The organism is Streptomyces sp. SDT5-1, from assembly GCF_052245995.1.
Classification (GTDB): Bacteria; Actinomycetota; Actinomycetes; order Streptomycetales; family Streptomycetaceae; genus Streptomyces.
The window spans coordinates 545,408-567,399 of the sequence record NZ_CM125963.1 but is presented as its reverse complement, the minus strand read 5'-3'; the positions used below and the strand labels follow the sequence as shown (position 1 = coordinate 567,399).

Here is a 21,992-nt window from a genome sequence, read left to right as displayed (position 1 = left end):
CCCCGCCCCTTTCGCTGCCGAGGGCCGGTTCGGTTCCACCATGTCCCTGAGGACGGCGGGGCAGGACTACGGGGTGCGGACATGCGTAGGTCCCCGCGCCCCGGGGTGGGGTGCGGGGATCCGGGACTGCGCGTCAGAGCTTAGTGTTCAGGTCGGCGAAGGTCTCGGCCGTCCAGTCCGCGATGATGCCGGCGACGTACGGCATGTTGTCGATGGAGATGTGCTCGGTGCCGCCCTCGGGGTCGTCGAAGAGGCGCAGTTCGCGCTTCGGGCTGTTGACGGCCTGGTCGTAGGTACGGTGTGCGTACTCGACGCCGATCTGCCGGTCGCCGACGCCGTGCGTGATCAGCAGCGGCACGGTGATCTGCTCGGCGACGCCGTCGAGGTGCATGTGACGGGTCTTGTCCATGAAGTCCTCGACGTCGTCCGCGCCCCACACCCAGCAGACGTGGTCCCAGTAATGCGGGACCGGGTTCTCGCCCTCACGGTTGCGGCGCCTGTGCTGCACCTCGGCCCAGTTGTGGTTGGCGCCCCAGGCCACCGCGAGTTTCAGGCGCTTTTCGAAGGCGGCGGCCCGGGGCGCGTAATAGCCGCCCAGGGACCAGCCGACGATGCCCACGGCATCCGGGTCGGCGCCGAGCGATCCGGCCTCGGTCTCGATGAAGTCGAGGATGGCCGCCGCCCACGCCTCGGTGTCGTAACGGGCAGTCAGGCCGCGCAGCCTCAGCGCCTCGCCGGAGCCCGGCGTATCGACCATCAGCGTGGATATCCCGCGCTCCGCCAGCATCTGCGGGAAGCCGGAGTAGTACATCATCTCCTTGGTCGAGTCCAGACCGTTCCACTGGATCACCACCGGGTGCGGCCCCTCGCCGGGAGCACGGAGGAAGTAGCCCGGCAGGGACGAGTCCTCGTAGGGGATGTCGACCGGGGTGAGTGGCACCCCGCACAGCTCCACGTGCTTGAGCAGCAGGTCGATCGACTTCTGGTAGGCGGCGTTGCGCCCCTCCCACTGCGGCGACTGGAGCCGCTCCGCCTGCGAGGTGTAGAGCGAGGCCCGGTAGTACGTCTGTCCGGCGCCGATCCGCCGGCCGGCCGTTTCGTCCGCCCGAGCCTTCTCCAGTAGCCGGTCGGCGACGGCTGCCCAGGACGCGTACAGCTCCTCGGTACCGGTGTCGTCGCCGTTCTGCGAGGCCAGCAGGACCGGCTTGCAGGCTCGGTCGACCTCGTCGATGTAACCGCCGTTGTTGAGCGTCGCGACGACCGACATGCTCCAGACGTAGTTGGTGGGAAAGTACATGAACATGCTGCTGCTCCGTGGAAGTAAGAAGGGGAGGTGGGCGGCGCCGAGCCGGGCGAGGTCAGGTCTGCGGCGGCGCCGACGCCGCGGTGGGACCTGCGCCGTCGTGCGGGCCGTGCGTCATCAGTGAGCCGCGGACATCGGCGGGCAGCATGTCGAGGAGCTCGGCCGAGAACTCGCCGCCCACCAGGACGAACGCCACTCGGCACACGCTCTCGCTGCGGTTGGCCCATGCATGGTCGGTGCCCCGCTGCACCACGACGTCGCCCGCGCGCAGCGTGACCTCGCTGTCGTCGAGCATCAGGACGATTTCGCCCTCCAGCACGATGCCATAGTCGACGGACTCGGTGCGGTGCACCGGCGACTGGTTGCCCTTCGGGCCGACATGACCGGGGAAGAACTCATTGATGCGGATCTTGGTGCCGCGCGGTTCCGGCGGCACCCGAAGGGTGCGCTCCGTCGGCTCGTCCGGCTCGACCGGCAGGATCACCGCGGGGGAGTCCTCGGTCTGCCAGATCTCGGAGAAACCCACGCCGTCCTGCGGCATGTATCGGTGCACAGGCACCGGGCCGTCCGAGACGACGACCGACACACCCTGGGCGTCGTGCCCGGTGACGACGCGGCGGGGAGTCTTGCTCGCCGGCTGCTCGGCGGCGCTCATGCGGGCTCCGCCAGGGCCTTGAGGGAACGTTCCATCACGCCTCCTGGGTCGGCATCCGGTGTCGGGGAGACCTCCCACTCCACGAGCTGCAGCGACGCCTGCACGACCAGCTCGACGCGCGGCCGGCGGCGCTCCTCGAACTCGGTCAGCAGTTTCTCCATGTCGCCCTCGCGGGTCAGGTGGTCTGCCAGCAGCAGGGCGTCCTCCGCGCATTGGGCGGCGCCCTGCGCGATGAGCGGCGGGCAGGCGTGCACGGCGTCACCGATGGCGATCACCCTGCCCCGATGCCAGGACCCCTTGACCAGCAGCCATTCGATGGGCTGGAAGTTGAGGAAGGTGTCCTCGGTGATCTGGTCGCGGATGTGCGGCACGTCGCCGCCGTAACCGTCGAGCAGCCGGCGCATCTCCGCCGCGTCGCTGAGCCCGTTGTCGGGTCGCTCCGGCTCGGTCAGGACGTACGCGTAGCAGAGCTCGTCGGATATAGGGGTGAACCCCACCTTGTAGGCCGGGCCGCCGTAGTAGAGGCCCGACACCGACATCTCAGGTGTGCGCCCCACCACGGCCCGCCAGATGCCCATGCCGGAGGGCTGCTTGTCCTCCGGCATGCCGAGCTGCCGGCGGGTGGCGGACTTGATGCCGTCGGCGGCGACGACGACGTCGTAGAACTCGGTCCGGCCGTCGGACAGTTCGGCCCGTACCCGGTCGTCCACCGTCTCGAAGCCGACCAGCTCGGTCGCGAGTCGTACCTCGACACCCAATTCGCGGATCTTCGCCACCAGCACGTTTTGGATGTCGCTGCGCAGCGCACCCATCGTCGCGGGAAGGTCCGCGCCGCCGGTGCGTGCCACGTCGATGTTCGCGAGGTCCGTGCCGTCGGCCAGCCGCATCCGGACCTGGTCGAAACCGCGGCCCTTCTCAAGTATGGGATCGAGTACCCCGATGTCGCGGAACACCTTCAGCGCGTTGCCCTGAACGGTGATGCCGTGACCGACGCCGAACCACTGAGGCGAGCGCTCCACAAGCACCACTTCGGTGCCTCTCTGTGCGAGCGCGATCGCCGCTACGCAGCCGGTGATACCGCCACCGACCACGAGAACGGATGAGACCGTCATCCTCTTTGCTCCTCCCGAAGACAGGCTGTTTTGGCTGTTCTTGGACCGTAGGTCAGGGACAGTGGATCCGTGCATCGGCGTTGGCGATGCCATCCATCTCCGCGCTGTCGCGGCGGTTGCGTACGGCCCGGTGAGTGGGCCGTGGCGCCCCGTCATGGGCGTCCCGGCGGGGGCGGTGTACGTCGAATGGCGGGCCTTTCGCCCTGGTCAGCTCCGCTTTCGTGGGCGGGGACGGGGCGGCTTCGTCCCGTGCGGCGTACGGTTCCGCCGATGGCTGGTATCCGGAATCCGGTGGCCCCGGACGAGGGTCCGAGCCGGGCGGCGCGAGCCGGTGTGAGGCGGCGTACCCGTATGGGGCGGCGTGCAGGCGTGCTGTGCCGGCCCGCCGCCCCAATGGCCTCAGATGCGGTCGCGCAGCCGCCGTTCCCTGCCGTAGAGGCCGACGACGAGCAGGATGAGGCCGCCGGTGATCATGTCCTGTTGTGCGGAGGACAGTTGATGGGCACTCAGCAGCAGAGCGATCACCGACAGCACCAGCGCGCCGATCATCGTCCGCCAGTAGTCGCCGCGCCCGCCGAACATGGTGCCGCCGACGATGACCGCGGCCAGGGACTGGAACAGGTAGGGGTCGCCGATCGCCACGTTCCCGGAACCCGAGTAGCCGGCCAGCAGGATGCCCACGAAGGTTGCGAGCACCGCGCTGGCCACATACGCGAAGATCCAGGTGCGGCCGACCCGAACCAGCGCGAGAAGGGCAGCGGGCTGGTTGACGCCGGTCAGGTAGAGGCTGCGGCCGGCGCGGGTGCGGGAGAGCACCACCCCGATGACGACCGCCACCACCGCCCAGACGGGGACCACCGGCGGGATGCCCACACTGAACGTTGTGCCGTTGGCGGCGGTCAGCCTTCCCAGCCAGGCCGGGGTGACGCCGGTGGAGGCGCCGTTGATCCACTTCAGGATCAGCCCGGACAGCAGTGCGCTGACCCCCAGCGTCACGATCAGCGGCTCGACCTTGAACCGGTACGACACCACCCCGTTGACGACGCCGCCTGCCAGGCCGACGGCCAGCGCCACCAGGGCCGCGGGACCGAGCGACCAGTGGTACGTGCCGCACAGCTGGGCGATGATGACATCGCCGGCCGAGATGAACGCGGCGATGGAGAAGTCGATCCCGCCCACCAGGACGACGATCGTCTGGCCCGCCCCCGCCAGGCCGAGCAGCGAGGCGTTGATGAGGATCGCGTACAGCACCCGTTGTGAGCCAAAGCTGTCGATGGTGCTCAGCCCGTAGCCGTACAACGCGGCCAGGGCGAGGAGTTGGAACAGTGGAACGCGGCGTTGCCATTGGCCGATCCGCTGGAGGAAGGGGACCGCGTCCCCGCCCGCCGCCGGGTCCGCCGCGGCGGTCTGTGTGGTCATGCGGCGGCCCTCCTGCGGGCGTTGGTCAACACAGCGCCCACAATCACGGCGAAGAGCAGCATGGCGCCGTAGATCGCGGTGGACCACAGGGTGGACACCTTCACCACGTTGAGCAGGTTGTTGATCAGGTAGATGGTCGCGGCGCCCAGCAGCGAGCCGAGCAGCGAACCACGACCACCGCCCAGGGCCGTTCCGCCGAGGGCGATCGCCGCGATGGCCAGCAGCGTGTACTGCGCGGACATGCTGGCCGCGCCCTCGCTGATCAGGGACATCAGGGCCAGGCCTGCGACACCCGCGAACAGGCCGCCGACGCCGTACGCGGCGATCCGGACCTTCGCCACGTTCACGCCCGCCGAGAAGGCCGTGGCGTCGTCGCCGCCCACCGCGTACAGCGTCTTGACGAACGGGGTGCGGGACAGCCCCCACCAGATGAGGAGCGGGGCACCGATCGTCAGCAGTCCGCCGGGAATCGGACCGAAGGAACCGGCCAGGTCCTTGGTCCACGAGGTGCTCCCGGTGGGGACGGTGTCGCCCTGCACCTGGGTGGCCAGCCCTCCGATGACGATGTTCGCGCACAGCGTGGCCACCACCGGCTGGAAGCGCAGGACGGCGACGAGTACCCCGTTGACCGTGCCGATGGCCGCGCCGAGTGCCAGGCAGATGGGGACCACCACGAACGGTGAGGTGAAGCCGCGCGGCAGCAGGTCCGCCACGATGACGATGTCGACCAGGGTCAGCAGCGGCCCGATGGAGATGTCGATGCCACCGCCACCCGACAGGATTGCCGGGGTACCGGCCATGGCGGCCACGGCCAGCGGAGCGAGGGACGCGAGCACTGCGGCCCAGTTGCCGAAGGCCAGGAACGCGGGCTGGATCGCGGTGTTGACCACCAGGAGCAGCAGCGCGAGGAGCGCGGCGAACGCCCACGGGTGGGCGCCTAGCCGGGACCGCAATAGGACAAGGGCGTTCATGCGTCACCATCCGGGGAGGCCGAGCCGGCGACCGGGGTGACCGTGCGTCCGAAGAACGCGGCGACAAGGGAACCGCGGGTCAGGGCCTGCCGGTCGAGGGTCGTGGAGTGGCAGTTCTCGCGGAAGACCAGGACACGGTCCATCAGTTCGATGTGCTCGTCGACCTCCGTGGAGAGCATGACCACCGCGACTCCGCGCGCGGTGAGCTCGTCGAGCAGGGCGTAGATGTCCCGCTTGGCGCCGATGTCCACGCCCCGGGTGGGGTCGTTGAGGAGCAGGACGTCCGGACGGTGGGCCAGCCAGCGGGCGATGACGACCTTCTGCTGGTTGCCGCCGGACAGCGTGGTGATCGGGTCGGACGCGCGGCCCATCCGGATCTTGAGGCCGGAGCGGTATTCCGCGAAGCGGGCGAGAGCGGACGCACGCGACAGCAGTCCACCACGGGCGTCCTTGGCCTGGGTCGCGGCCGAGAAGTTCTCCCGGATGGACAGCGCCCCGAACAGTGCCTCGCCGCGCCTGTCGCGCGGTACGTAGCCGATGCCGCAGGACGCCGCGTGCTGCTGCGAGCGGATCTCTCTCTCGCCGCCCACCTCGAGCCGGGTGACGGCGCCTTCGCCGGCCGGCCCGTGCCAGAGCGCCTTGATGAAGGCGTCCTGACCGTGGCCCTCCAGCCCGGCCAGGCCGACCAGCTCCCCGGCCCGCAGCTCGAAGTCGACCGGTTCGGTGTCCGGCCCGAGCCGCAGGCCGCTCACCCGGAGCACCACCGGCGCGTCGGCTGCGGGCAGGGTTCGATGGGCCAAGGTGCTTCCCCCGGGGATGTCGGTGAGGTGCTCCGCGCCGGTCATCAGACGCACGAGCTCGGCGGTGGTGGCATCGGCGCCGTCCAGCGTGGCCACCGACTCACCTGAGCGGAGCACGGACACCCGGTCGCAGACCGCGTCGACCTCGTCCATGCGGTGCGACACGAACAGCACGGCCATGCCGTCTGCCGTACGCCGGGCGACGGCCTGGAAGAGCCGGTCCCGGGTGGCCACGTCGAGCGCGCTGGTGGCCTCGTCGAGGACCAGTACCTTGGGATCGCGGACGAGCGCGCGGGCGATCCCGCAGGCCTGCCGATCGCTCAGCGACAGCCGCTCGACCGGTGTGTCCAGGTCGGGTGCCGCACCGAGCAGTTCGGCCAGCACCTCGGCGGCCCTGGCCCGCTTGCCCGCCTCGGAGACCTTGCGCCGCAGGACCCCGTCGGCGCCCAGCCACACGTTCTCCAGCACCGAGCGCGGGCCGACCACCAGGGCCCGCGCGATCCCGATCCGCTGCCGCTGGCCCCCGGAGAACTGCCCGGGATATCGGTCCGCGGTGTCCTCAGGCAGCCCGACCCGCCGGATGAGCCGCGCAACGGTCGCCGCGCGGTCGGCGGCACGCGTCCCGCCCGACGCGGTGAGCGGCTCCGCCACGGAGGTGCCGACCCGGAGCGAGGGGTTCAGGGACCTTCCCGGGTCCTGGAAGACGGCCTGCATGGTGCCCGCCCAGCCTCGCCGGTCGCGCAACGACGAGACATCAACGGTGCGGCCCTCCAGCACGACGGTGCCTTCGGACGGCCGCACGAGCCCGAGCACCGCGCGCCCGATGGTCGTCTTGCCCGAGCCGGACTCACCGACAAGAGCCACGGTCTCACCGTGCTCCACGGTGAAGGAGACGTCCGAGACGACACGGCGGGCGGGCCGGCGCCCGTAGTCCACGCTCAGCCCGGAAACGGTCAGCAGCGTGTTCAAGAGGTGACTCCCTCGGATGGTGCGGACTGTGTGGAACGGGGGGAGGGCGGCCCGGCGGAGTCGCGGTCCAGGGGGATCAGCGACGGGGTCGAGGCGAGCAGCTCCGCGACGTAGGGCTCGGTGCTCTCGTAGAACACCTGGTCCGTGTCGCCCGACTCAACGACCTGCCCGTTCCTCATCACCACGACGCGATCGCAGATGTCGGCCACCACACCCAGGTTGTGGGTCAGCACGACCACCGCCATCGAAGCCGTGTCCGCGAGATCCCGGAGGAGGTCGAGTATGTGGGTCTGCACGGTCACGTCGAGCGCGGTCGTGGCCTCGTCCGCGACCAGCACCTTCGGGCCGGCGGAGATCGCCATGGCGATGCAGACGCGCTGCGCCATACCACCCGACAGCTCGTGCGGATACAGTCGGCGGATCCGCTCCGGATCCTTGAACGACACCCGCCGAAGCAGTTCGTCCGTCCGTTCGCGGACCGTCCGGCCGGCCGGGGCGCCGTGGCCGCGGACGATCTCGTCGAGCAGGGATCCCACCGTGAAGGCGGGATCCAGCGCGGCCATGGGGTCCTGGGCGATGAGCGCGATCTCCTTGCCGAGGGTGCGGCGCATGCTCCGTCGGTCCAGCGCCAGCAGGTCCCGGCCGTCCAGCTCCGCCGGCCCGCCGGTGACCCTGGCCGAACCGGGGAGAAGGCCGAGCAGCGCCATCATCAGGGTGCTCTTGCCGCTGCCGGACTCCCCGACCACCCCCAGCACCTCGCCGCGGCGCACCGCCAGGCCGGCTCCGGCGACAGCCGGCCGCGGCTGTCCTTCGAAGGTCACCGACAGCTCGCGGACCCGGAGAACGGTGTCGGGGCCGAGGTCGGTGTCGTCCTTGTCCGGTGCGCTCTGCGGTGGAGCGGGGTCGGGTGCCGGGCGGGCGCCGGCGTTGTCGCGGCGCGTACCCGGGGACTCGGCGTGCAGCGTTTCCGCAGCCGCGTCCCGCACGGCGTCGCCGAGCAGGGCGACGGCGAGGGTCGTCAGGGCGAGCACGCCGCCGTACGGCACGAACAGCCACTGCGTACGGAAGATGGCCTTCTGGGCCTCCGCGATGCCACCGCCCCAGCTCGGAGCCGGCTGGGGGATGCCCAGACCGAGATAGGCCAGACCGCCCTGCATCACCAGTGCCACGCAGGCGAAGAGGGACAGTTGGACGACCAGGACGCCCGTCAGCCGCGGAAGGATGTGACGGACCATGATCCGTGTCTGGCTCACCCCGGCCAGTTCAGCCGCGGAGACGAAGGCGTCCAGACTGATCGAACGGGTCGCACCGCGCACCACGAGCGCGATGGGTGCCGCGCCGAGCACACCCAACGCGATCATGGGCGCCGCCATGGTGGAGGGGAACTCCGCCAGCACCGCGAGCAGGATGACGATCGAGGGGACGGCCAGCAGTGTGACGATCCCTGCGGAGATCACCCGGTCCGCGCGTCCTCCGCGGTATCCCGCCCAGATCCCCAGCGACGGGCCGAGCGCGGCGGCCACCCCCAGCGCCACCAGCGTGGCGGCGAGGCTCGACCGGCCGCCGTACAGCAGTCGGCTCAGGACGTCCCGGCCCAGGCTGTCGGTGCCCAGCAGATGGGCGGAGCCGGGTGTCCGCAGTACCTGGGACAGGTCCTGCGAGAGGGGATCGGCGGGTGCGAGCACGGGGGCCAGCAGGCATGCCAGCACGATCACACCGAGGACGGCGGCGCTGGCGAGGGCCGACGGACGCCTGGCGAGCCGGGCCCAGAAGCCCGCTTGCCGCCGGGGCGTGGAGTCCGAGGACAGGTCCGGTGCGGACACGTCCGTCATGAGGTGGCTCCCTTCAGCCGGGGGTCGAAGACACCGCACAGGACGTCGATGACGAGGTTGACGGCTCCGACGAGGACGGTGAAGAGGACCGAGACTCCGAGAACCTGGTAGATCTGGTGCCCGGTGACGGCGCCGACGATGAGGCTGCCGAGGCCGTTGAGCGCGAACACGTTCTCCACCAGAACGGATCCGCCGAGCGAGGCGATGAAGACGACGCTCAGGACGCGCAGGATCTGCAGCGCGCTGTTCTTCAGGCAGTGACGCCAGATCACGCGGCTCTCACTCACCCCGTTGGCGCGCAGCGTGCGGGCGAAATCGCCGTTGAGGCAACGCCGCATGCTGTCACGGGTGGTCTTGGCGATCAGCCCGATCCCGCCCACGGAGAGCGCCGCCACGGGCAGGACCAGGGAACGTATCCACTGCGCCGGCGAATCGGCGAACTCCGTGTAGCCGGTGGCGGGGAAGAGCGGGATCGTCACGGCGAACGTGAGGACCATGAGGATGGCGAGCCAGAAGTTAGGGAAGGCGATGCCGATGAGCGAGGTCACGTCCGCGACCGCGCGGCGGGCGCCGCGCCCGGTGCTCGCCGCGATGCCCAGGAGGACCCCGACGACGGCGGTCACGGCGGTGGACAGCAGGACGAGCGACAGGGTGACCGGCAGTCGGTCGAGGACGGTGGCGAGGACCGGTTGACCGGTGGTGAGGTTCGTTCCGAAGGAGCCGCTCAACACCTGCTTCCAATAGTTCAGGTACTGCTGCCACAGCGGCAGGTCGAGGCCCAGCTTCTGCCGCAGCTGTTCGTACAGTGTCTCGTTGCCGGAGGTGCCCAGGATCGAGCGGGCCGTGTCACCCGGTACGAGTGACTGCAGGACGAAGACGAGCGCGGTCACGAAGAACAGCAGCGCGACGGTCCGCAGGACGTTGCGTGTGAGGAGCTTCAACATGGTGGCTCCGATCGGACGGGTCAGGGAAGAGGGCTTGGGCGCAGCTCAGTTCGCCGGTTCCACCTGGAGCAGGTCGAACAGCCCTGTCCGCTTGTCGTAGGCCTTGCTGACGTCGACGTTCGAGGTCGAGATCCAGGCGTCGGGCGCGTTGCTGACCGGCACGGTCAGGGCGTGCTCGCTGACGTAGGAGACGACCGCCGCCCAGTCCTTGGAGCTGTTGCTTGCGCAGGCGGCTTCGAAGAGCTTGTCGAGGCCCTTGTCGTCCTGGTGGAGGGCGTTGAGTCCGGCGTTTTTGAGGTGGACCGTGGAGATGTACTGGAACACGGTGCTCTGGGCGTTCGGAAGAGCCATGCCGGCGACGGTCCCGCTGTACAGCTTGCTGATGAGGCCGCCGACGTCGGTCGAGGTCGTGATGTCCAGCTTGATCCCGACCTTCTTCAGATAGCCCGAGACCGCCTGCAGCAGCGTTTCGCTGACGTCGCCTGCGGTGACGGCCACCGGGACGGTGAACCCGGCGGAGTACCCGGCCTCCTTCAGCAGCTTCTTGGCCTTGGCCACGTCGTATGGGTAGTCCGACTCCAGGGACTTGTCGTAGCCCGGCCAGGTGCTGTTGGCGGGTTGGACCACCGCCGAGGCGTCGGGCCCGTAGACGGCTTCGTGATGGCCTTCCGGTCGATCGCGTAGTTGATCGCCCGGCGGACGCGCTCGTCACCGAGGGCGGGTACGACCTTGCCCTGGGTGTCCAGGAGTTCCAGGCCGTTCCAGGCGGCCGTTCCGCTGGTGAGGGTGAGTGACGGGTTCGAACCGACGGTGTCGGACCACGAGGCGGAGACCGAGGAGAGTGTGATGTCGGCCTGGCCGGCCAGCAGTGCCTGGGTCTGCGCGGCCTCGGTGGCCATGACCGGGAACGCCAGCTTGTCGTAGTGGATCTCCGACTGGTCCCGGTAGTCGTCGTTGGCGACGAGGTCGTACTCGACACCGCTCTTGATCTTGCCGTACACGTACGGCCCGATGCCGTGCGAGGACGTCTCCAGGGTCTTCGGGTGATCGACTCCGGTGGGGCTGATGATCGAGCCGCCGTAGTACTGGTCGGTCAGGAGGTATTCGAGGTCGGGGTTGGACGACGACGAGATGAACCGCACGGTGGTGTCGTCGACCTTCTTCACCGCGATGCCCGAGTACAGGGCGCTGGTGGGTCCCTTGGCGGACAGGAAGTAGCGGTACGACTTCACCACGGCATCCGCGTCCAGCTTGTCGCCGTCGGAGAAGGCGAGTCCTGTTCTGAGCTTGACGGTGAGGGCGGTGAAATCGTCGTTGTCCCAGGAGAAGTCCTTGGCGAGGACTCCGACCACGTCCCCGTCCTTGAAACCGAGGAGTGCCTGGTATGCCAGCCGCGGTATGACGGAAGCCTTGTTGACCAGTGCCGGGTTGAGGCTCTCGGGCTCACGTGAGGCGAAGGTGAGGAGACTTCCCCGCCCGCCCTCCTTGTCACCCGCGGTGGTGGAACCCGAGCACGAGGTGAGCATCGCGGTCGTGACGGCCAAGGAGAGTGCGGCCGTGGTGAATCGGTGGACTCGTGCGCAAGACCTGCTCATGTGACTCCCTTGTCAGCAAAACGATCGTGCGGACGCTGGTCCGCGCAGCGACAGGCGGACGCCCCGCCGGACAGTGCCCGCCCGGACCGGGAGCTGCATTCGTCGGCTCGTTTCGGGAGAGTAACGCGCGGGGAATGGCCGGATGTGTTCTCAGGATGATGGGTGATATCGACTGCACCGGCCGGTAGCCGCCGCGAACCTGTGAACAGCGCAAATCTTCGCCCAGGTCTGGTCCGGCGGTGAAACGGAAAGTTAGGGTACCGGCGGAAAGGACGGAAGCATGCCGATACCTAACGCTTCGTCAGCTCTGACCGCCTCGCGTGACTTGAACATGCTCTTCGGGCTGCGGGCGTTGCTGGAGGAGTCCAACGTCACCCACGCCGCCGCCAGGATGGGTATGGGGCAGCCGGCGATGAGTGGTGTGTTGGCACGGCTGCGCACCCATTACGGCGACGAACTTCTCGTCCGATTCGGCAGGGACTACGAGCTGACACCTCTCGCGCGGGCGCTCCTGCCTCATGTGCAGGAGGCGACCGCCGCCATCGAGGGGTTGCTCGGGGCCAAGCCCCGCGTCTTCGATCCGCGGCAGAGTACCCGCTCGTTCACCATCCTCTCGGTCGGCTACGGAAGTTTTCTGCTGCACGCTCGCCTGCTTCAACTGGTGCAGCAGGCACAGGGAATTCGGATCGACGTGGTCAACGGGCAGGGGCGCCCGTCCCCACCGGTGCGTGACTGGCTCACGCACGATCTGGTGCTCTCTCCCACCGTGGGGCCGGACGAGTACCGCTCGATCGTGCTGTCCGAGGACCGGTTCGTCTGTGTGCTCGGCGTGGACAGCCCGCTCGCTGCGAGCGGGCACATCGAGTGGGCGGATTTCGCCGGTGGTGACATCGCGGTCGGGACGTGCGGTGAGGACACCGACGCCCGGCTGCGCCAGGTCCTGATGAGCCAGGGTGTCGAGCTGAGCCCGGTCGTCGCCGTCGAGGATCCCGCCACCGCGGTCAGCATCGTCGCCGAGACGGAGCTGATCGCCGTCGTGCCGGAGAAGCTGGCACTCGTCAGTGCCCGAACCGGCGAACTGCGGGTCGTCGAGCCCCCGTTCGGGGACGTACCGATTCCGCAGTACCTCTCCTGGCACGCGGCCCGCGACGCCGACCCGGGCCTTCAGTGGCTGGTGACCGCTCTGCTGGACGGCGCCGGGTCCGCGGCGCGCGCCACATGACGCCTGCGCGATGCCAGGTATGGGCAGCGGCTCCTCCACGAAGCGGTCGTCACCGACAGCATGGAGCACGACGAGAGGAACGCCGCCTGTGAAGGAACAATCCACCGCGCCGCCCCAGTGCGGTACGGCCACCATGCGCGCCATCACGATCCACGAGTTCGGCGCCCCGGCACTCCTCATGCCCGAGCGGCGGCCCGTGCCGTCGCCGGGCCCGGGGGAGGTGCTGGTGCGGGTCGGATACGTCGCGCTCAGCAGGTTTCTCGACCTGATCGTCCGTCATGGGCGGGTCCCGGGCCACGAGGTGAGTCTCCCGCACATCCCCGGAGGTGGCTGTGCGGGCACGGTGGAGGCCACCGGTCAGGGGGTCGACGGTGTGCGGGCCGGGCAACGCGTGGCCGTCGACCCCGTGGTCCGTGACGGGGGCCGGGCGGAGCTGGTCGGTGTGCACCGGCAGGGCGCCTACGCGGACTTCGTGGTCGTACCGGCTTCGTGTGTGTACCGCATCCCGGACGGTGTGCCGACCGAGCAGGCAGCCGCCCTGGCGCTCTCCGGTCCAGCTGCCGCGGCGCTGCTGAGGGCCGCGGGGGTCGGGCGTGATACCCGTGTGCTGGTGCAGGGCGCCGGATCGGGGCTCGGATGCACCGCGGCGTTGCTGGCGAAGTGTCTCGGCGCCGAGGTGGCTGTGGCGACGCCACGTGTGGAGCAGCTGTCCGAGCTGCGGGAACTCGGCTTTGCACACGCCTACGCGAGTACGGCCCAGGACGCCGTGCTCAGGATCGGCAAGGATTTTCCGGATGGCTTCGACGTCGTTGTGCACAACATGGGAGCGCCCAAGGTCTGGGAGGTGTCCTGCGCCGTCGTCCGCGCGGGAGGCACCATCGCCCTGACCGGACTGTACGGCGGTGTGCGCGTGCCGGTGGACCTGAACCGGGTGATGACACACGACGTGCGGATCGTAGGTGTCTCCGCCGCCGGGCCGGCCGACCACGAGCGGCTCTGGGCCGCGGCGGCCGAGGGATTTCGCACCCGGATCGCCCGGACATGGCCCCTGGAGGAATCGGCCACCGCACACCAGACTCTCGAAGAGGGCGTACAACCCGTCGGGCGCATCGTCTTCCGAGTGGCGCCCGACGGTGGCCTGGTCGACGCCCGGTGATGTCTGTGAGGACCCCCAGCCGCGGCGAGGGGCGGTTGCGGCGGCTACGCCGCGTGCCGCCGCGACCACGGGCCGGCACCTCTTCCGGAGGTGCCCCGTCGGCAGGGCGAAGAAGCGGGGTCGACGATGGGAGGTATCCACAATCCGGTGTTCTCCGACGGGCAGCCAGCGGCCTAGGCTTCCCTGCGGGGCCGCTTTGAGGGTGTCTCGGAGCGTGTGACGCGAGTGACGGACGGGCCGGTGTTCTCGGCGACCGGGGCACCGCTGTTCCGGACCAACGCGGCGGCCTCGCGTCATGCCTGCGGGCCCTGTCGATGATCGCCCGCGGAGCAATACCCACAAGGAGGGCACCATGGGACGGCTGGACGCCAAGGTCGCGTTGATCACGGGCATCGGGGGCGGAATGGGCAGAGCGGCCGCGCTGCGCTTCGCCGCTGAGGGGGCGAAGGTCGTCGGCTGTGACCTGATCGCCGAAGGGGCACAGGAAACGGTCCGGCTCGTACGCGAGGCCGGCGGCGAGATCACCAACTTCGCGCCCGTCGAGCTCTCCGACGCCGCCGCGGCGGCGCGCTGGGTGGACGAGGCCGCCGGAGTGTACGGCGGGTTCGACATTCTCTACAACAACGCTTCCTCGCCCCGCTTCGGCCCGATCGACGAACTCCCGGTCGAGGACTGGGACTTCGTCATGAACAACGAACTCAACCTGGTCTTCTACGCGACCAGGGCCGCCTGGCCGCACCTCAAGCGGCGCGGCGGTGGCGTCGTGCTCAACGTGGGCTCCATCGCCGGAACGCGCGGCGTGGAGTTCATGGCCCAGAACGCGCACGGCACGGCCAAGGCGGGCGTCATCAACCTCACCCAGCAGCTCTCCGTCGAGGGCGGCCCGCACGGCATCAGGGCGGTGTGCGTCAGCCCGGGCTTCACGGTCACGCCGTCGACCGCCTGGCTCGTTGAGTCCGGCCCGGAGCCGCTGCTGAAGAACCTGGCCCGCATCCCCCTGGGGCGTCCGGGGCAACCCGAGGACGTCGTCAACGCCGCACTGTTTCTCGCCTCCGACGAGGCTTCGTGGATCACCGGGATCAATCTTGTCGTCGACGGCGGCAACAGCGTTCTGGGCTGACCGCTCCGCCGACCCGGACGGCAGGTGTCAGCGCACACCCCACGGGTCCGCACCGAGATGACAGATATCGCTCTCACCGCGTCCGGGCACGGGCGCCGGTTCATTAGCGTCGGCGAACAAACCGTAGGACGACGCGGTTCCGCACCACCTTTCACGAGGAGTTAGAGGATGACTCACGATCAGGCCTTCGACGGCAGATTGGTACTGCCCGGCGACCCCGACTGGGAGGACGCGCGGGTCGGCCGCGTCTTCAACGGGCGGCGTCCCGGTCGCCAGCCCGACGCCGTGCTCCTCGCCGGTTCCGTCGCGGACGTTCAGCGCGGCGTGCGCCTGGCCAAGGAGAAGGGATGGACCGTCGCGGTCCGTTCCGGAGGTCACTCCTGGGCGGCGTGGAGTGTCCGGGACGGCGGTCTGCTCATCGACCTCGGCGTGCTCCGCGACATGGTCTATGACGAGCAGACGCACATCGTGACCGCCGGACCGGCGACGAAGGGCGGCGATGAGCTGTCACCGTTCCTGGAGCAGCGAGGCCGGTTCTTCAACGGCGGTCACTGCCCGTCGGTCGGGATCGGCGGCTTCCTGCTCCAGGGCGGCCAGGGCTGGAACCAGCGGGGCTGGGGCTGGGCGGCCGAGTCGGTCGTCGCCGTCGACGTGGTCACCGCCGACGGCGAACTCGTCCGTGCGGACGCCACCCAGAACTCCGACCTGTACTGGGCCGCACGGGGCGCCGGTCCCACCTTCCCCGGGGTGGTGGTGCGCTTCCACATCCACACCCGGCCGCTGTTCGGCTTCCTCGGACACACCGTGCACGCCTACGAGCTGGAAGACTTCACCGAAGTCATGACATGGCTCTACGGCGTGCACCATCGCATCTCCACGGACGTCGAGATCGTCGCGATCTCCACCCCTGTCCCGCTACCCGACGGCACCGAGAAGCGAGTCCTTCTGGTCACCGGCGTCGCGCTCGTCGACGACCGCGCGGCGGCGGAGGAGGCGCTCGCGCCGTTCAACGAGTCACCGGCGATCGACCGGGCCGTCTTCGTCGAGGACTGCCGCGAGTCCACTCTCGCCGAGCAGCGGGTCCAGCAGGAGTTGCAGAACCCGGAGCACTGGCAGTACATCACCGACAACGCGTGGATAGACGGTGAGAACACCCCCGAGGGAATAGCCAGGATGGTGGAACACATCCGCCCTCTGTTCACGACGAACCCCACCGAGAAGGGTTTCGCGATATGGATGAGCAACGCGCCGATGCGGCGTGAGCTGCCCGACATGGCGTTCTCGCTCCAGACCGAGGCCTATGTCGCGAGCTACACGGTCTACACCGACGAGGCCGACTACGAGCGCAACCGCGACTGGCTCACCGACGTGATGGCCTACGCGCAGCCCGTCACGGCCGGCCAGTACCTCGGCGACTCGGACATGACGCACCGTCAACTACGAGTCATGGCACCGGAGAACTGGGCCCGCCTGCTGGAGATCATCGAAGCCCGCGACCCCGAGGGCCGTTTCCACCGCTACCTCGCCAAGGACCACGACGCTCTCAACGTCAACCACTGGGAGGTCGACACGGTGATCGGCTGAGCCACGACACCGTCCCCCTCGGCCGGAGGGGGACGGCGCAGGAACCGTGATCCGGCCGCAGCGCGTTCGGAGCGCCACACACGTGCAGGGGCTTGTTCCCCACCCAGGGCTCCGGCAAAGTCGTCTGGTAACTCCGTGACGTGGGGGCTTTGCGGGTGGGTGAGGTGCGCGGGCGTGTTCCGGTCCGGTTGGATGCAGGTTCCTACGCCTTCTGTCCGACCAGGGACCAACGCCCGCGCCATGCCATCGGCCCGCATCTCCGCATCTGTTCGCACGCCCGTCCCGGATGACGAGCTTCTCTTCGACCTGCTCGGCCGGATACCCGATCCGCGCCGGCGGCGCGGGGTCCGCCACCCGGTAGGAGCTCTGATCGCGGTCGCGGTGTGCGCGGTCATGGCCGGAGCACGAGGCTTCACGGCGATCGGGGAGTGGGCTCGGGACGCCGGGGCGGTGGCCATGACGCGGCTGGGTCTGGCGTGGGGATCGGTTGACGAGTCGACGCTGCGGCGCTTGTTCGCGAGGCTGGATGCGGACCGTCGCGACATGGTGCTGGGAACCTGGGCGACGGGAACACGCTGATCGCGGGCTGGCGGGTGATCGCGATCGACGGCAAGGCCGTGAGGGGCGCACGCGTCGATACCTCCTCGGCCCCGCACCTGGTCGCCGCGCTCGCGCGCGGCTCGGGTGCAGTGCTCGGTCAGGTCGCCGTGAGCGATAAGAGCAACGAGATACCCGCGGCCCGGGGCCTGCTGGAGATCCTCGATCTCGACGGGGCGGTGGTCACAATGGACGTGCTGCATACTCATCACGACACCGCGGCGCTGGTGACCGGGGCCCGCGCCGACTACGTGCTGACTGTGAAGGCCAATCAAAAGTCCTTGTACACGCAGCTCAAGGTCCTGCTCTGGGCCCGGATGCCCGCCCTCACCAGGACAGAGCGCGGACACGGACGCCGAGCCACCCGCACGATCAAGGTCGTCGACGTGCCCGCCTGGATCGGCTTCACCGGAGCCACGCAAGTCGCCCAACTGCGACCCACCGTCACCAGGAGGGGCGGACGGACGGTCGAGATCGGCTACCTGATCACCAGCACGGACGTCCGCACCGCGCCTGCGGAACTCCTGGCCACGTGTGTGCAGTCGCACTGGGAGATCGAGAACCGCCTGCACTGGGTCCGGGACGTCACCTTCGACGAGGACCGTTCCCAGGTCCGCACCGGCAACACACCCCGCGTCATGGCCGGCCTCCGCAACACCGCGATCACCCTCCTGTGCCTCATCGGCCACCACAACATCGCCGCCAGGCCCGCGACACCGACCGCCCCATCAACCTCTTCTGAGCCGCGTGATGAACGACTTTGCCGGGGCCCTGGTACAGGGAGGGACAATCCGTCACGAGGGCTCGACGCGCCACGCAGGTGTGGTCGAGGGCCGCGGCGCCCACGGTTGAGGTGTCGGGCCTACGGGCCTGTCCCATCGCTAGCGGAAACGCCTCTGGTCGGCGTCGGCTTGTCATCCTGTGCGCGCCGGGACGTGGGTGCCATCTGCCGCGCCTCCTTCAGACCCTGTGCTCGCCGTGGCGGTTCCAAGGGCGAGCCAGTGTGATCAGGGCCAGGACGCCACAGGAGGCGGCGACCAGCATGATGGTGGCCATGGGGAGGGAGCTGTCCTCGCCGAAGACGCCGACCAGCGGGGAGGCGATCGCGCCGAAACCAAACTGGGATCCGCCCATCAGAGCAGAGGAGGCACCGGGTGCGCGGCGGCCGAGCGCCTGGCCGAGGCTCATGGTCGCGGGGAACACCATGCCGATGCCGGCCGCGGTGACGAACAGGCAGATCCAGGAGCCGATCAGGGTCTCACCGAGTAGGGCTACCGCCAATACCTGAGCGATGGCGCCTACAAGGCAGATGGTGAGTCCGACACTTAGCAGCGTGTTGAGCAGCACCTTGTGCACCAGCTTGCCGAACAAGGTGCCGGAGACGAGCATGCCGATCGCGTTGACTGCGAAGATGAGCGAATACGTAGTCGACGACACACCATGCAGGTTCTCGAAGACGAAGCTGGAACCGCTGATGTAGACGAAGAGCGCCGCTGCGGCGAAGCCGAGCACAAGTACGTAACCCATGAAACTGCGGTTCCGCAGCAGCGTACCCATGGCGCGGAAGGCGGAGCCGAGACCGCCGCCGTTACGCTTCTCGGCCGGCAGCGACTCCGGCACCAGTCCCATGATCGACAGGACCAGAGCCGCGCCGATGAGGGCGAGCACTACGAAGATGATCTGCCAGGAAGCGACGGCCAGGATGACGCCGCCGAGTACCGGGGCGGCGACGGGCGCGACACCGAGGATCTGGGACAGGACCGCGAAGTAACGCGGGACTTCGGCACCGTCGAAGAGGTCGGTGATCACTGCCCGTGCCAGCACCATGCCGACGGCACCGGCGACCCCTTGGAGCAGTCGGGCCGCCAACAGGACCTGCACGCTGGGGGCCAGGGCGCAGAGGGTGGAGAAGAGGACGAAGCCCGCGGACCCCGCGATGAGTAGCTTGCGTCGCCCCAGACTGTCACTGAGTGGCCCGAACACGAGCTGGCCTATGACAAGCCCCACGAGGAAGGTCGTCATGGTGAGCTGGATCGATGAACTGTTCGTTCTCAGTGACTCGCCCATCGACGGGAAGCCGGGGACGTACATGTCGGTCGCGAGGGGAGCGATCGCGGTGAGCGCGCCCAGGACGACGAGTAGGCCGACGGCGCGCTTCCGGGGCGGTTCAGACGCGAGGTGGCGGGAACTTCCGGATGCCGTGGAGATCTCTGACTGGGCTTGGCTGAGGGGTACCATGGACTAAAGGTTAACCAATAGTTTTCCGGTTAACAAAAGGAGCTGCATGAACACGCCGTCAACGGTGCACGAACAGTGGGCCACCCACCGTCCTGACCTCGACACTTCGCCCATCGAAGTGGTCGCACTGGTGAAACAGGTCTCTCATATGATCGAAGAGGCGGTGGGGGCGTTGTACGACAGCGCCCCTCTTACCCTGCCCGAGATGGATCTGCTGGTGCCCCTGCGCCACGCGGACGGGCCGGTGATCGCGCGGCGTCTGGCGGACCAGATGAACCTGTCGCGGGCCGGTGTGAGCAAGGCTCTAGGTAAGCTGGAGAAGCGTGGCTTCATCGAGCGCACCCCCAATCCCGCCGATCGGCGCGCCGCATTCGTCCGGATCACCGAGTCCGGCCAGGATGCCGTCGACGCAGTCTTTCCGCGACAGCTCGAGATCGAGGCGCAGATGCTGGCGGCGCTCGGGGAGCGGCGGGGCGCCGTCGTCGCGGCGCTGACGGAACTGGCCGAGGCGCTCCGTCAGCACCGCCACAGCCCTGGCACCTGACCAGGGCACGTGGGAGCGGGACGCTTCCCTTGGGCCGCGGGCCGCTGATGCCGCACCGATGGCGTCCCTCGCGCCCAACACGGTCGCCTACCGGGTGCGACAGGCGGAACAAAGGCTGGGCCGACCGGCGGCGCAGCGGAGCGCCTCCGTCGTCGGCCGGTTCCGTCCGCCGGTGAACGCGTCCGGGGCCGGGGGTAACAGGGCCCAGGGTCCCATGATCTCCGGTTCCAGCAGCCAGGGTGGGCGGACGCTTCGGCGGTTCGGCGAGCCTGGACACCAGCAGCAGGGCCGCCACCGTGTCGGTGGCCATGTCAGAAGGGGTAGCGCTCGATGCTCGACTGCGCCGTGAGCCACTGCCCCTCGGAAAAGGTGTTCATTGATGTGGATGGCGCCGGACTCGATGCGGTCGGCCAGTTCCCAGGCGGTGAACGCGTTGGCGGTGAGGATCGACACCGACAGCCCGTACTCCGAGGAGTTGATCAGTTCGATGGCCTCGTCGATCGCGTCGTACGCGACGACCGGCGCGACCGGCCCGAAGATCTCCTCCGCGAACGCTGGCGCGTCCATCGGTACGTCCGTGAGCACGGTGGGCCGGTAGAACAGGCCGCCATAGGTACCGCACGCGGCCACCACCGCGCCCTGCTCGACGCTGCTCGTGACGATGTCGTGTACCTTGTCCCGCTGACGCTCGTCGATGATCGGGCCGAGTGCGTTGGACCGGTCGGTCGGGTCGCCGACCGGGAGGGCCGCGGCCTTCTCGGCCAGCTTGGCCGCGTACTCGGCGACCTGAGACCGGTGCACGAGGTGCCGTCCGGTGGTCATGCAGATCTGGCCCTGGTGCAGGAAGGAGCCCCAGGCGCCGGCCGAAGCCGCCGCGTCCAGGTCGGCGTTGGGCAGCACCAGCAGGGCGTTGTTGGCGCCCAGTGCCAGGTGGACCTTCGCCCAGGTCTTCGCAGCCCACGGCGTGCCGGTCGCCCTGTACGACCCGGATCCGAGCGCGAGGAACTCCGCCCGGAGCAGGATCGCGACCGGGTGCCGACTGTCCGGTGCCGACGGCGACGGCGTCGACGCGCTGATCACGGTGCACGACCTGCTCCCCGAGGCCTGCGACAGCGCGACCACCGTGTTCGAGGCAGCACCGGAACGACTCGCCCTCAAGCAGGCGCTGTTCGCCGAACTGGTGCGGCACACGGCACCCGACACCGTACTGGCCAGCAACACCTCGGCGATTCCCATCTCCCGGATCGCCGATAGGCTCACCAGGCCGCAACAAGTGATCGGTACCCACTTCTGGCAGCCGCCCTCGCTCGTGCCCCTCGTCGAGGTCGTCCGGGCCGCGGCCACTCACCAGGAAGTGGCCGCGGTGATCACCCTGCTCTCGGCCGCCGGGATGCGGCCGGTGTCGGTCAACGCCGACGTGCCGGGGGCCATCGGGAACCGTCTCCAGCACGCGCTCAAACGCGAAGCCATCGCCCTGGTCGCGGGCGGAGTCGCCAGCGCTGAGGACGTGGACACGGTGGTCCGCTGCGGATTCGGCCGCCGACTTCCACTCGTGGGGCCACTGGAGCAGGCGGATCTGGGCGGCTGCGATCTCACGCTTGCCATCCACGAGATTCTGATGCCGGTCCTGGACACCACATCCGCCCCCCACCCGTACCTGGTGGCCATGTGCGAACGCGGGGGCCTCGGTGCGCGGACGGGCCGAGGGTTCTACGCCTGGAAGCCCGGTGAAGCCGAACGGCGGCGCGCCGAGATCGCTCGAGGGCTGGCCGGCCGGCCGCTGGAGGAGCCGAGCACCGATCAGGTGTGAGCACGGATCCTGGCGCTGGTGTCTCCCGTGTCGTCGTACGGCGCGAGGTCCAGGGGGGGCTCGACGTCCTCCCTGGGCGGGAGCGCGCGGGCGGGAATGGCTGCTGCCGATGGCAGACGTG

The 21,992-nt window shown here is 69.2% G+C and carries 18 protein-coding genes and 1 pseudogene; 8 read left to right on the top strand and 11 right to left on the bottom strand.

Annotated elements, in window-relative coordinates; genetic code table 11:
- Positions 1 to 133: 133 nt before the first annotated feature.
- The 9 genes and pseudogenes from ACTWJ8_RS02640 to ACTWJ8_RS02600 all read right to left on the bottom strand — a co-directional run bounded on the left by ACTWJ8_RS02640 (position 134) and on the right by ACTWJ8_RS02600 (position 11,531).
- Positions 134 to 1,303 carry an alpha/beta hydrolase family protein gene (locus ACTWJ8_RS02640; RefSeq protein WP_443262684.1) on the bottom strand — a complete coding sequence of 390 codons (1,170 nt, stop codon included), beginning with the start codon at positions 1,301 to 1,303 and terminating at the stop codon, positions 134 to 136.
- Positions 1,304 to 1,358: 55 nt separating this feature from the next.
- Complete coding sequence (locus tag ACTWJ8_RS02635; RefSeq protein WP_443262683.1) at positions 1,359 to 1,958, bottom strand: cupin domain-containing protein; 600 nt, start codon at positions 1,956 to 1,958, stop codon at positions 1,359 to 1,361.
- Entirely contained in the window at positions 1,955 to 3,145 is a 1,191-nt protein-coding gene (locus tag ACTWJ8_RS02630; RefSeq protein WP_443264782.1) for an FAD-dependent oxidoreductase, read from the bottom strand. The genes ACTWJ8_RS02635 and ACTWJ8_RS02630 overlap by 4 nt, the downstream gene beginning before the upstream one ends.
- Before the next feature lie 324 nt (positions 3,146 to 3,469).
- Positions 3,470 to 4,489, bottom strand: a complete 1,020-nt coding sequence (locus tag ACTWJ8_RS02625) for an ABC transporter permease (protein WP_443262682.1) — start codon at positions 4,487 to 4,489, stop codon at positions 3,470 to 3,472.
- The gene (locus ACTWJ8_RS02620; protein ID WP_443262681.1) at positions 4,486 to 5,460 is read right to left on the bottom strand and encodes an ABC transporter permease; all 975 of its coding nucleotides are present in this window, start codon (positions 5,458 to 5,460) and stop codon (positions 4,486 to 4,488) included. Before ACTWJ8_RS02620 ends, ACTWJ8_RS02625 begins: the two co-directional genes overlap by 4 nt.
- Positions 5,457 to 7,229 (bottom strand): sugar ABC transporter ATP-binding protein, encoded by a 1,773-nt coding sequence (locus ACTWJ8_RS02615; protein WP_443262680.1) that lies wholly within the window; start codon positions 7,227 to 7,229, stop codon positions 5,457 to 5,459. Before ACTWJ8_RS02615 ends, ACTWJ8_RS02620 begins: the two co-directional genes overlap by 4 nt.
- A complete protein-coding gene (locus ACTWJ8_RS02610; protein WP_443262679.1) occupies positions 7,226 to 9,061 on the bottom strand; it encodes a dipeptide/oligopeptide/nickel ABC transporter permease/ATP-binding protein in 1,836 nt (611 codons plus the stop codon). The genes ACTWJ8_RS02615 and ACTWJ8_RS02610 overlap by 4 nt, the downstream gene beginning before the upstream one ends.
- Positions 9,058 to 10,005 carry an ABC transporter permease gene (locus ACTWJ8_RS02605; protein WP_443262678.1) on the bottom strand — a complete coding sequence of 316 codons (948 nt, stop codon included), beginning with the start codon at positions 10,003 to 10,005 and terminating at the stop codon, positions 9,058 to 9,060. Before ACTWJ8_RS02605 ends, ACTWJ8_RS02610 begins: the two co-directional genes overlap by 4 nt.
- 45 nt (positions 10,006 to 10,050) lie before the next feature.
- A pseudogene (locus tag ACTWJ8_RS02600) lies at positions 10,051 to 11,531 on the bottom strand (ABC transporter substrate-binding protein).
- Between the two features lie 349 nt (positions 11,532 to 11,880).
- On the opposite strand from ACTWJ8_RS02600, the gene ACTWJ8_RS02595 reads away from it, so the two are divergent.
- The 6 genes from ACTWJ8_RS02595 to ACTWJ8_RS02570 all read left to right on the top strand — a co-directional run bounded on the left by ACTWJ8_RS02595 (position 11,881) and on the right by ACTWJ8_RS02570 (position 18,286).
- Positions 11,881 to 12,822 (top strand): LysR family transcriptional regulator, encoded by a 942-nt coding sequence (locus tag ACTWJ8_RS02595; RefSeq protein WP_443262677.1) that lies wholly within the window; start codon positions 11,881 to 11,883, stop codon positions 12,820 to 12,822.
- Positions 12,823 to 12,910: 88 nt separating this feature from the next.
- Positions 12,911 to 13,978, top strand: a complete 1,068-nt coding sequence (locus ACTWJ8_RS02590) for a quinone oxidoreductase family protein (RefSeq protein ID WP_443262676.1) — start codon at positions 12,911 to 12,913, stop codon at positions 13,976 to 13,978.
- 352 nt (positions 13,979 to 14,330) lie between these two features.
- Positions 14,331 to 15,098 carry an SDR family NAD(P)-dependent oxidoreductase gene (locus ACTWJ8_RS02585; RefSeq protein WP_443262675.1) on the top strand — a complete coding sequence of 256 codons (768 nt, stop codon included), beginning with the start codon at positions 14,331 to 14,333 and terminating at the stop codon, positions 15,096 to 15,098.
- A 168-nt stretch (positions 15,099 to 15,266) separates the two neighbouring features.
- The gene (locus ACTWJ8_RS02580) at positions 15,267 to 16,682 is read left to right on the top strand and encodes an FAD-binding oxidoreductase (protein ID WP_443262674.1); all 1,416 of its coding nucleotides are present in this window, start codon (positions 15,267 to 15,269) and stop codon (positions 16,680 to 16,682) included.
- 240 nt (positions 16,683 to 16,922) lie between these two features.
- Positions 16,923 to 17,261, top strand: coding sequence for a transposase family protein (locus tag ACTWJ8_RS02575; RefSeq protein WP_443262673.1), 339 nt, complete (start codon positions 16,923 to 16,925; stop codon positions 17,259 to 17,261).
- A gap of 14 nt (positions 17,262 to 17,275) precedes the next feature.
- Positions 17,276 to 18,286 (top strand): ISAs1 family transposase, encoded by a 1,011-nt coding sequence (locus ACTWJ8_RS02570; protein ID WP_443262672.1) that lies wholly within the window; start codon positions 17,276 to 17,278, stop codon positions 18,284 to 18,286.
- On the opposite strand, the gene ACTWJ8_RS02565 is transcribed toward ACTWJ8_RS02570, so the two are convergent.
- Entirely contained in the window at positions 18,240 to 19,517 is a 1,278-nt protein-coding gene (locus ACTWJ8_RS02565) for a multidrug effflux MFS transporter (protein WP_443262671.1), read from the bottom strand. The genes ACTWJ8_RS02570 and ACTWJ8_RS02565 overlap by 47 nt on opposite strands.
- Positions 19,518 to 19,563: 46 nt before the next feature.
- On the opposite strand from ACTWJ8_RS02565, the gene ACTWJ8_RS02560 reads away from it, so the two are divergent.
- Positions 19,564 to 20,061: a MarR family winged helix-turn-helix transcriptional regulator gene (locus tag ACTWJ8_RS02560; RefSeq protein ID WP_443262670.1), complete on the top strand. Its 498-nt coding sequence runs from the start codon at positions 19,564 to 19,566 to the stop codon at positions 20,059 to 20,061.
- An 87-nt stretch (positions 20,062 to 20,148) separates the two neighbouring features.
- On the opposite strand, the gene ACTWJ8_RS02555 is transcribed toward ACTWJ8_RS02560, so the two are convergent.
- Complete coding sequence (locus ACTWJ8_RS02555) at positions 20,149 to 21,141, bottom strand: aldehyde dehydrogenase family protein (protein WP_443262668.1); 993 nt, start codon at positions 21,139 to 21,141, stop codon at positions 20,149 to 20,151.
- Here ACTWJ8_RS02555 and ACTWJ8_RS02550 point away from each other — a divergent pair.
- The gene (locus tag ACTWJ8_RS02550) at positions 21,026 to 21,871 is read left to right on the top strand and encodes a 3-hydroxyacyl-CoA dehydrogenase NAD-binding domain-containing protein (protein WP_443262667.1); all 846 of its coding nucleotides are present in this window, start codon (positions 21,026 to 21,028) and stop codon (positions 21,869 to 21,871) included. The two genes, ACTWJ8_RS02555 and ACTWJ8_RS02550, sit on opposite strands and share 116 nt — an antisense overlap.
- The last annotated feature ends 121 nt before the right edge of the window (positions 21,872 to 21,992 follow it).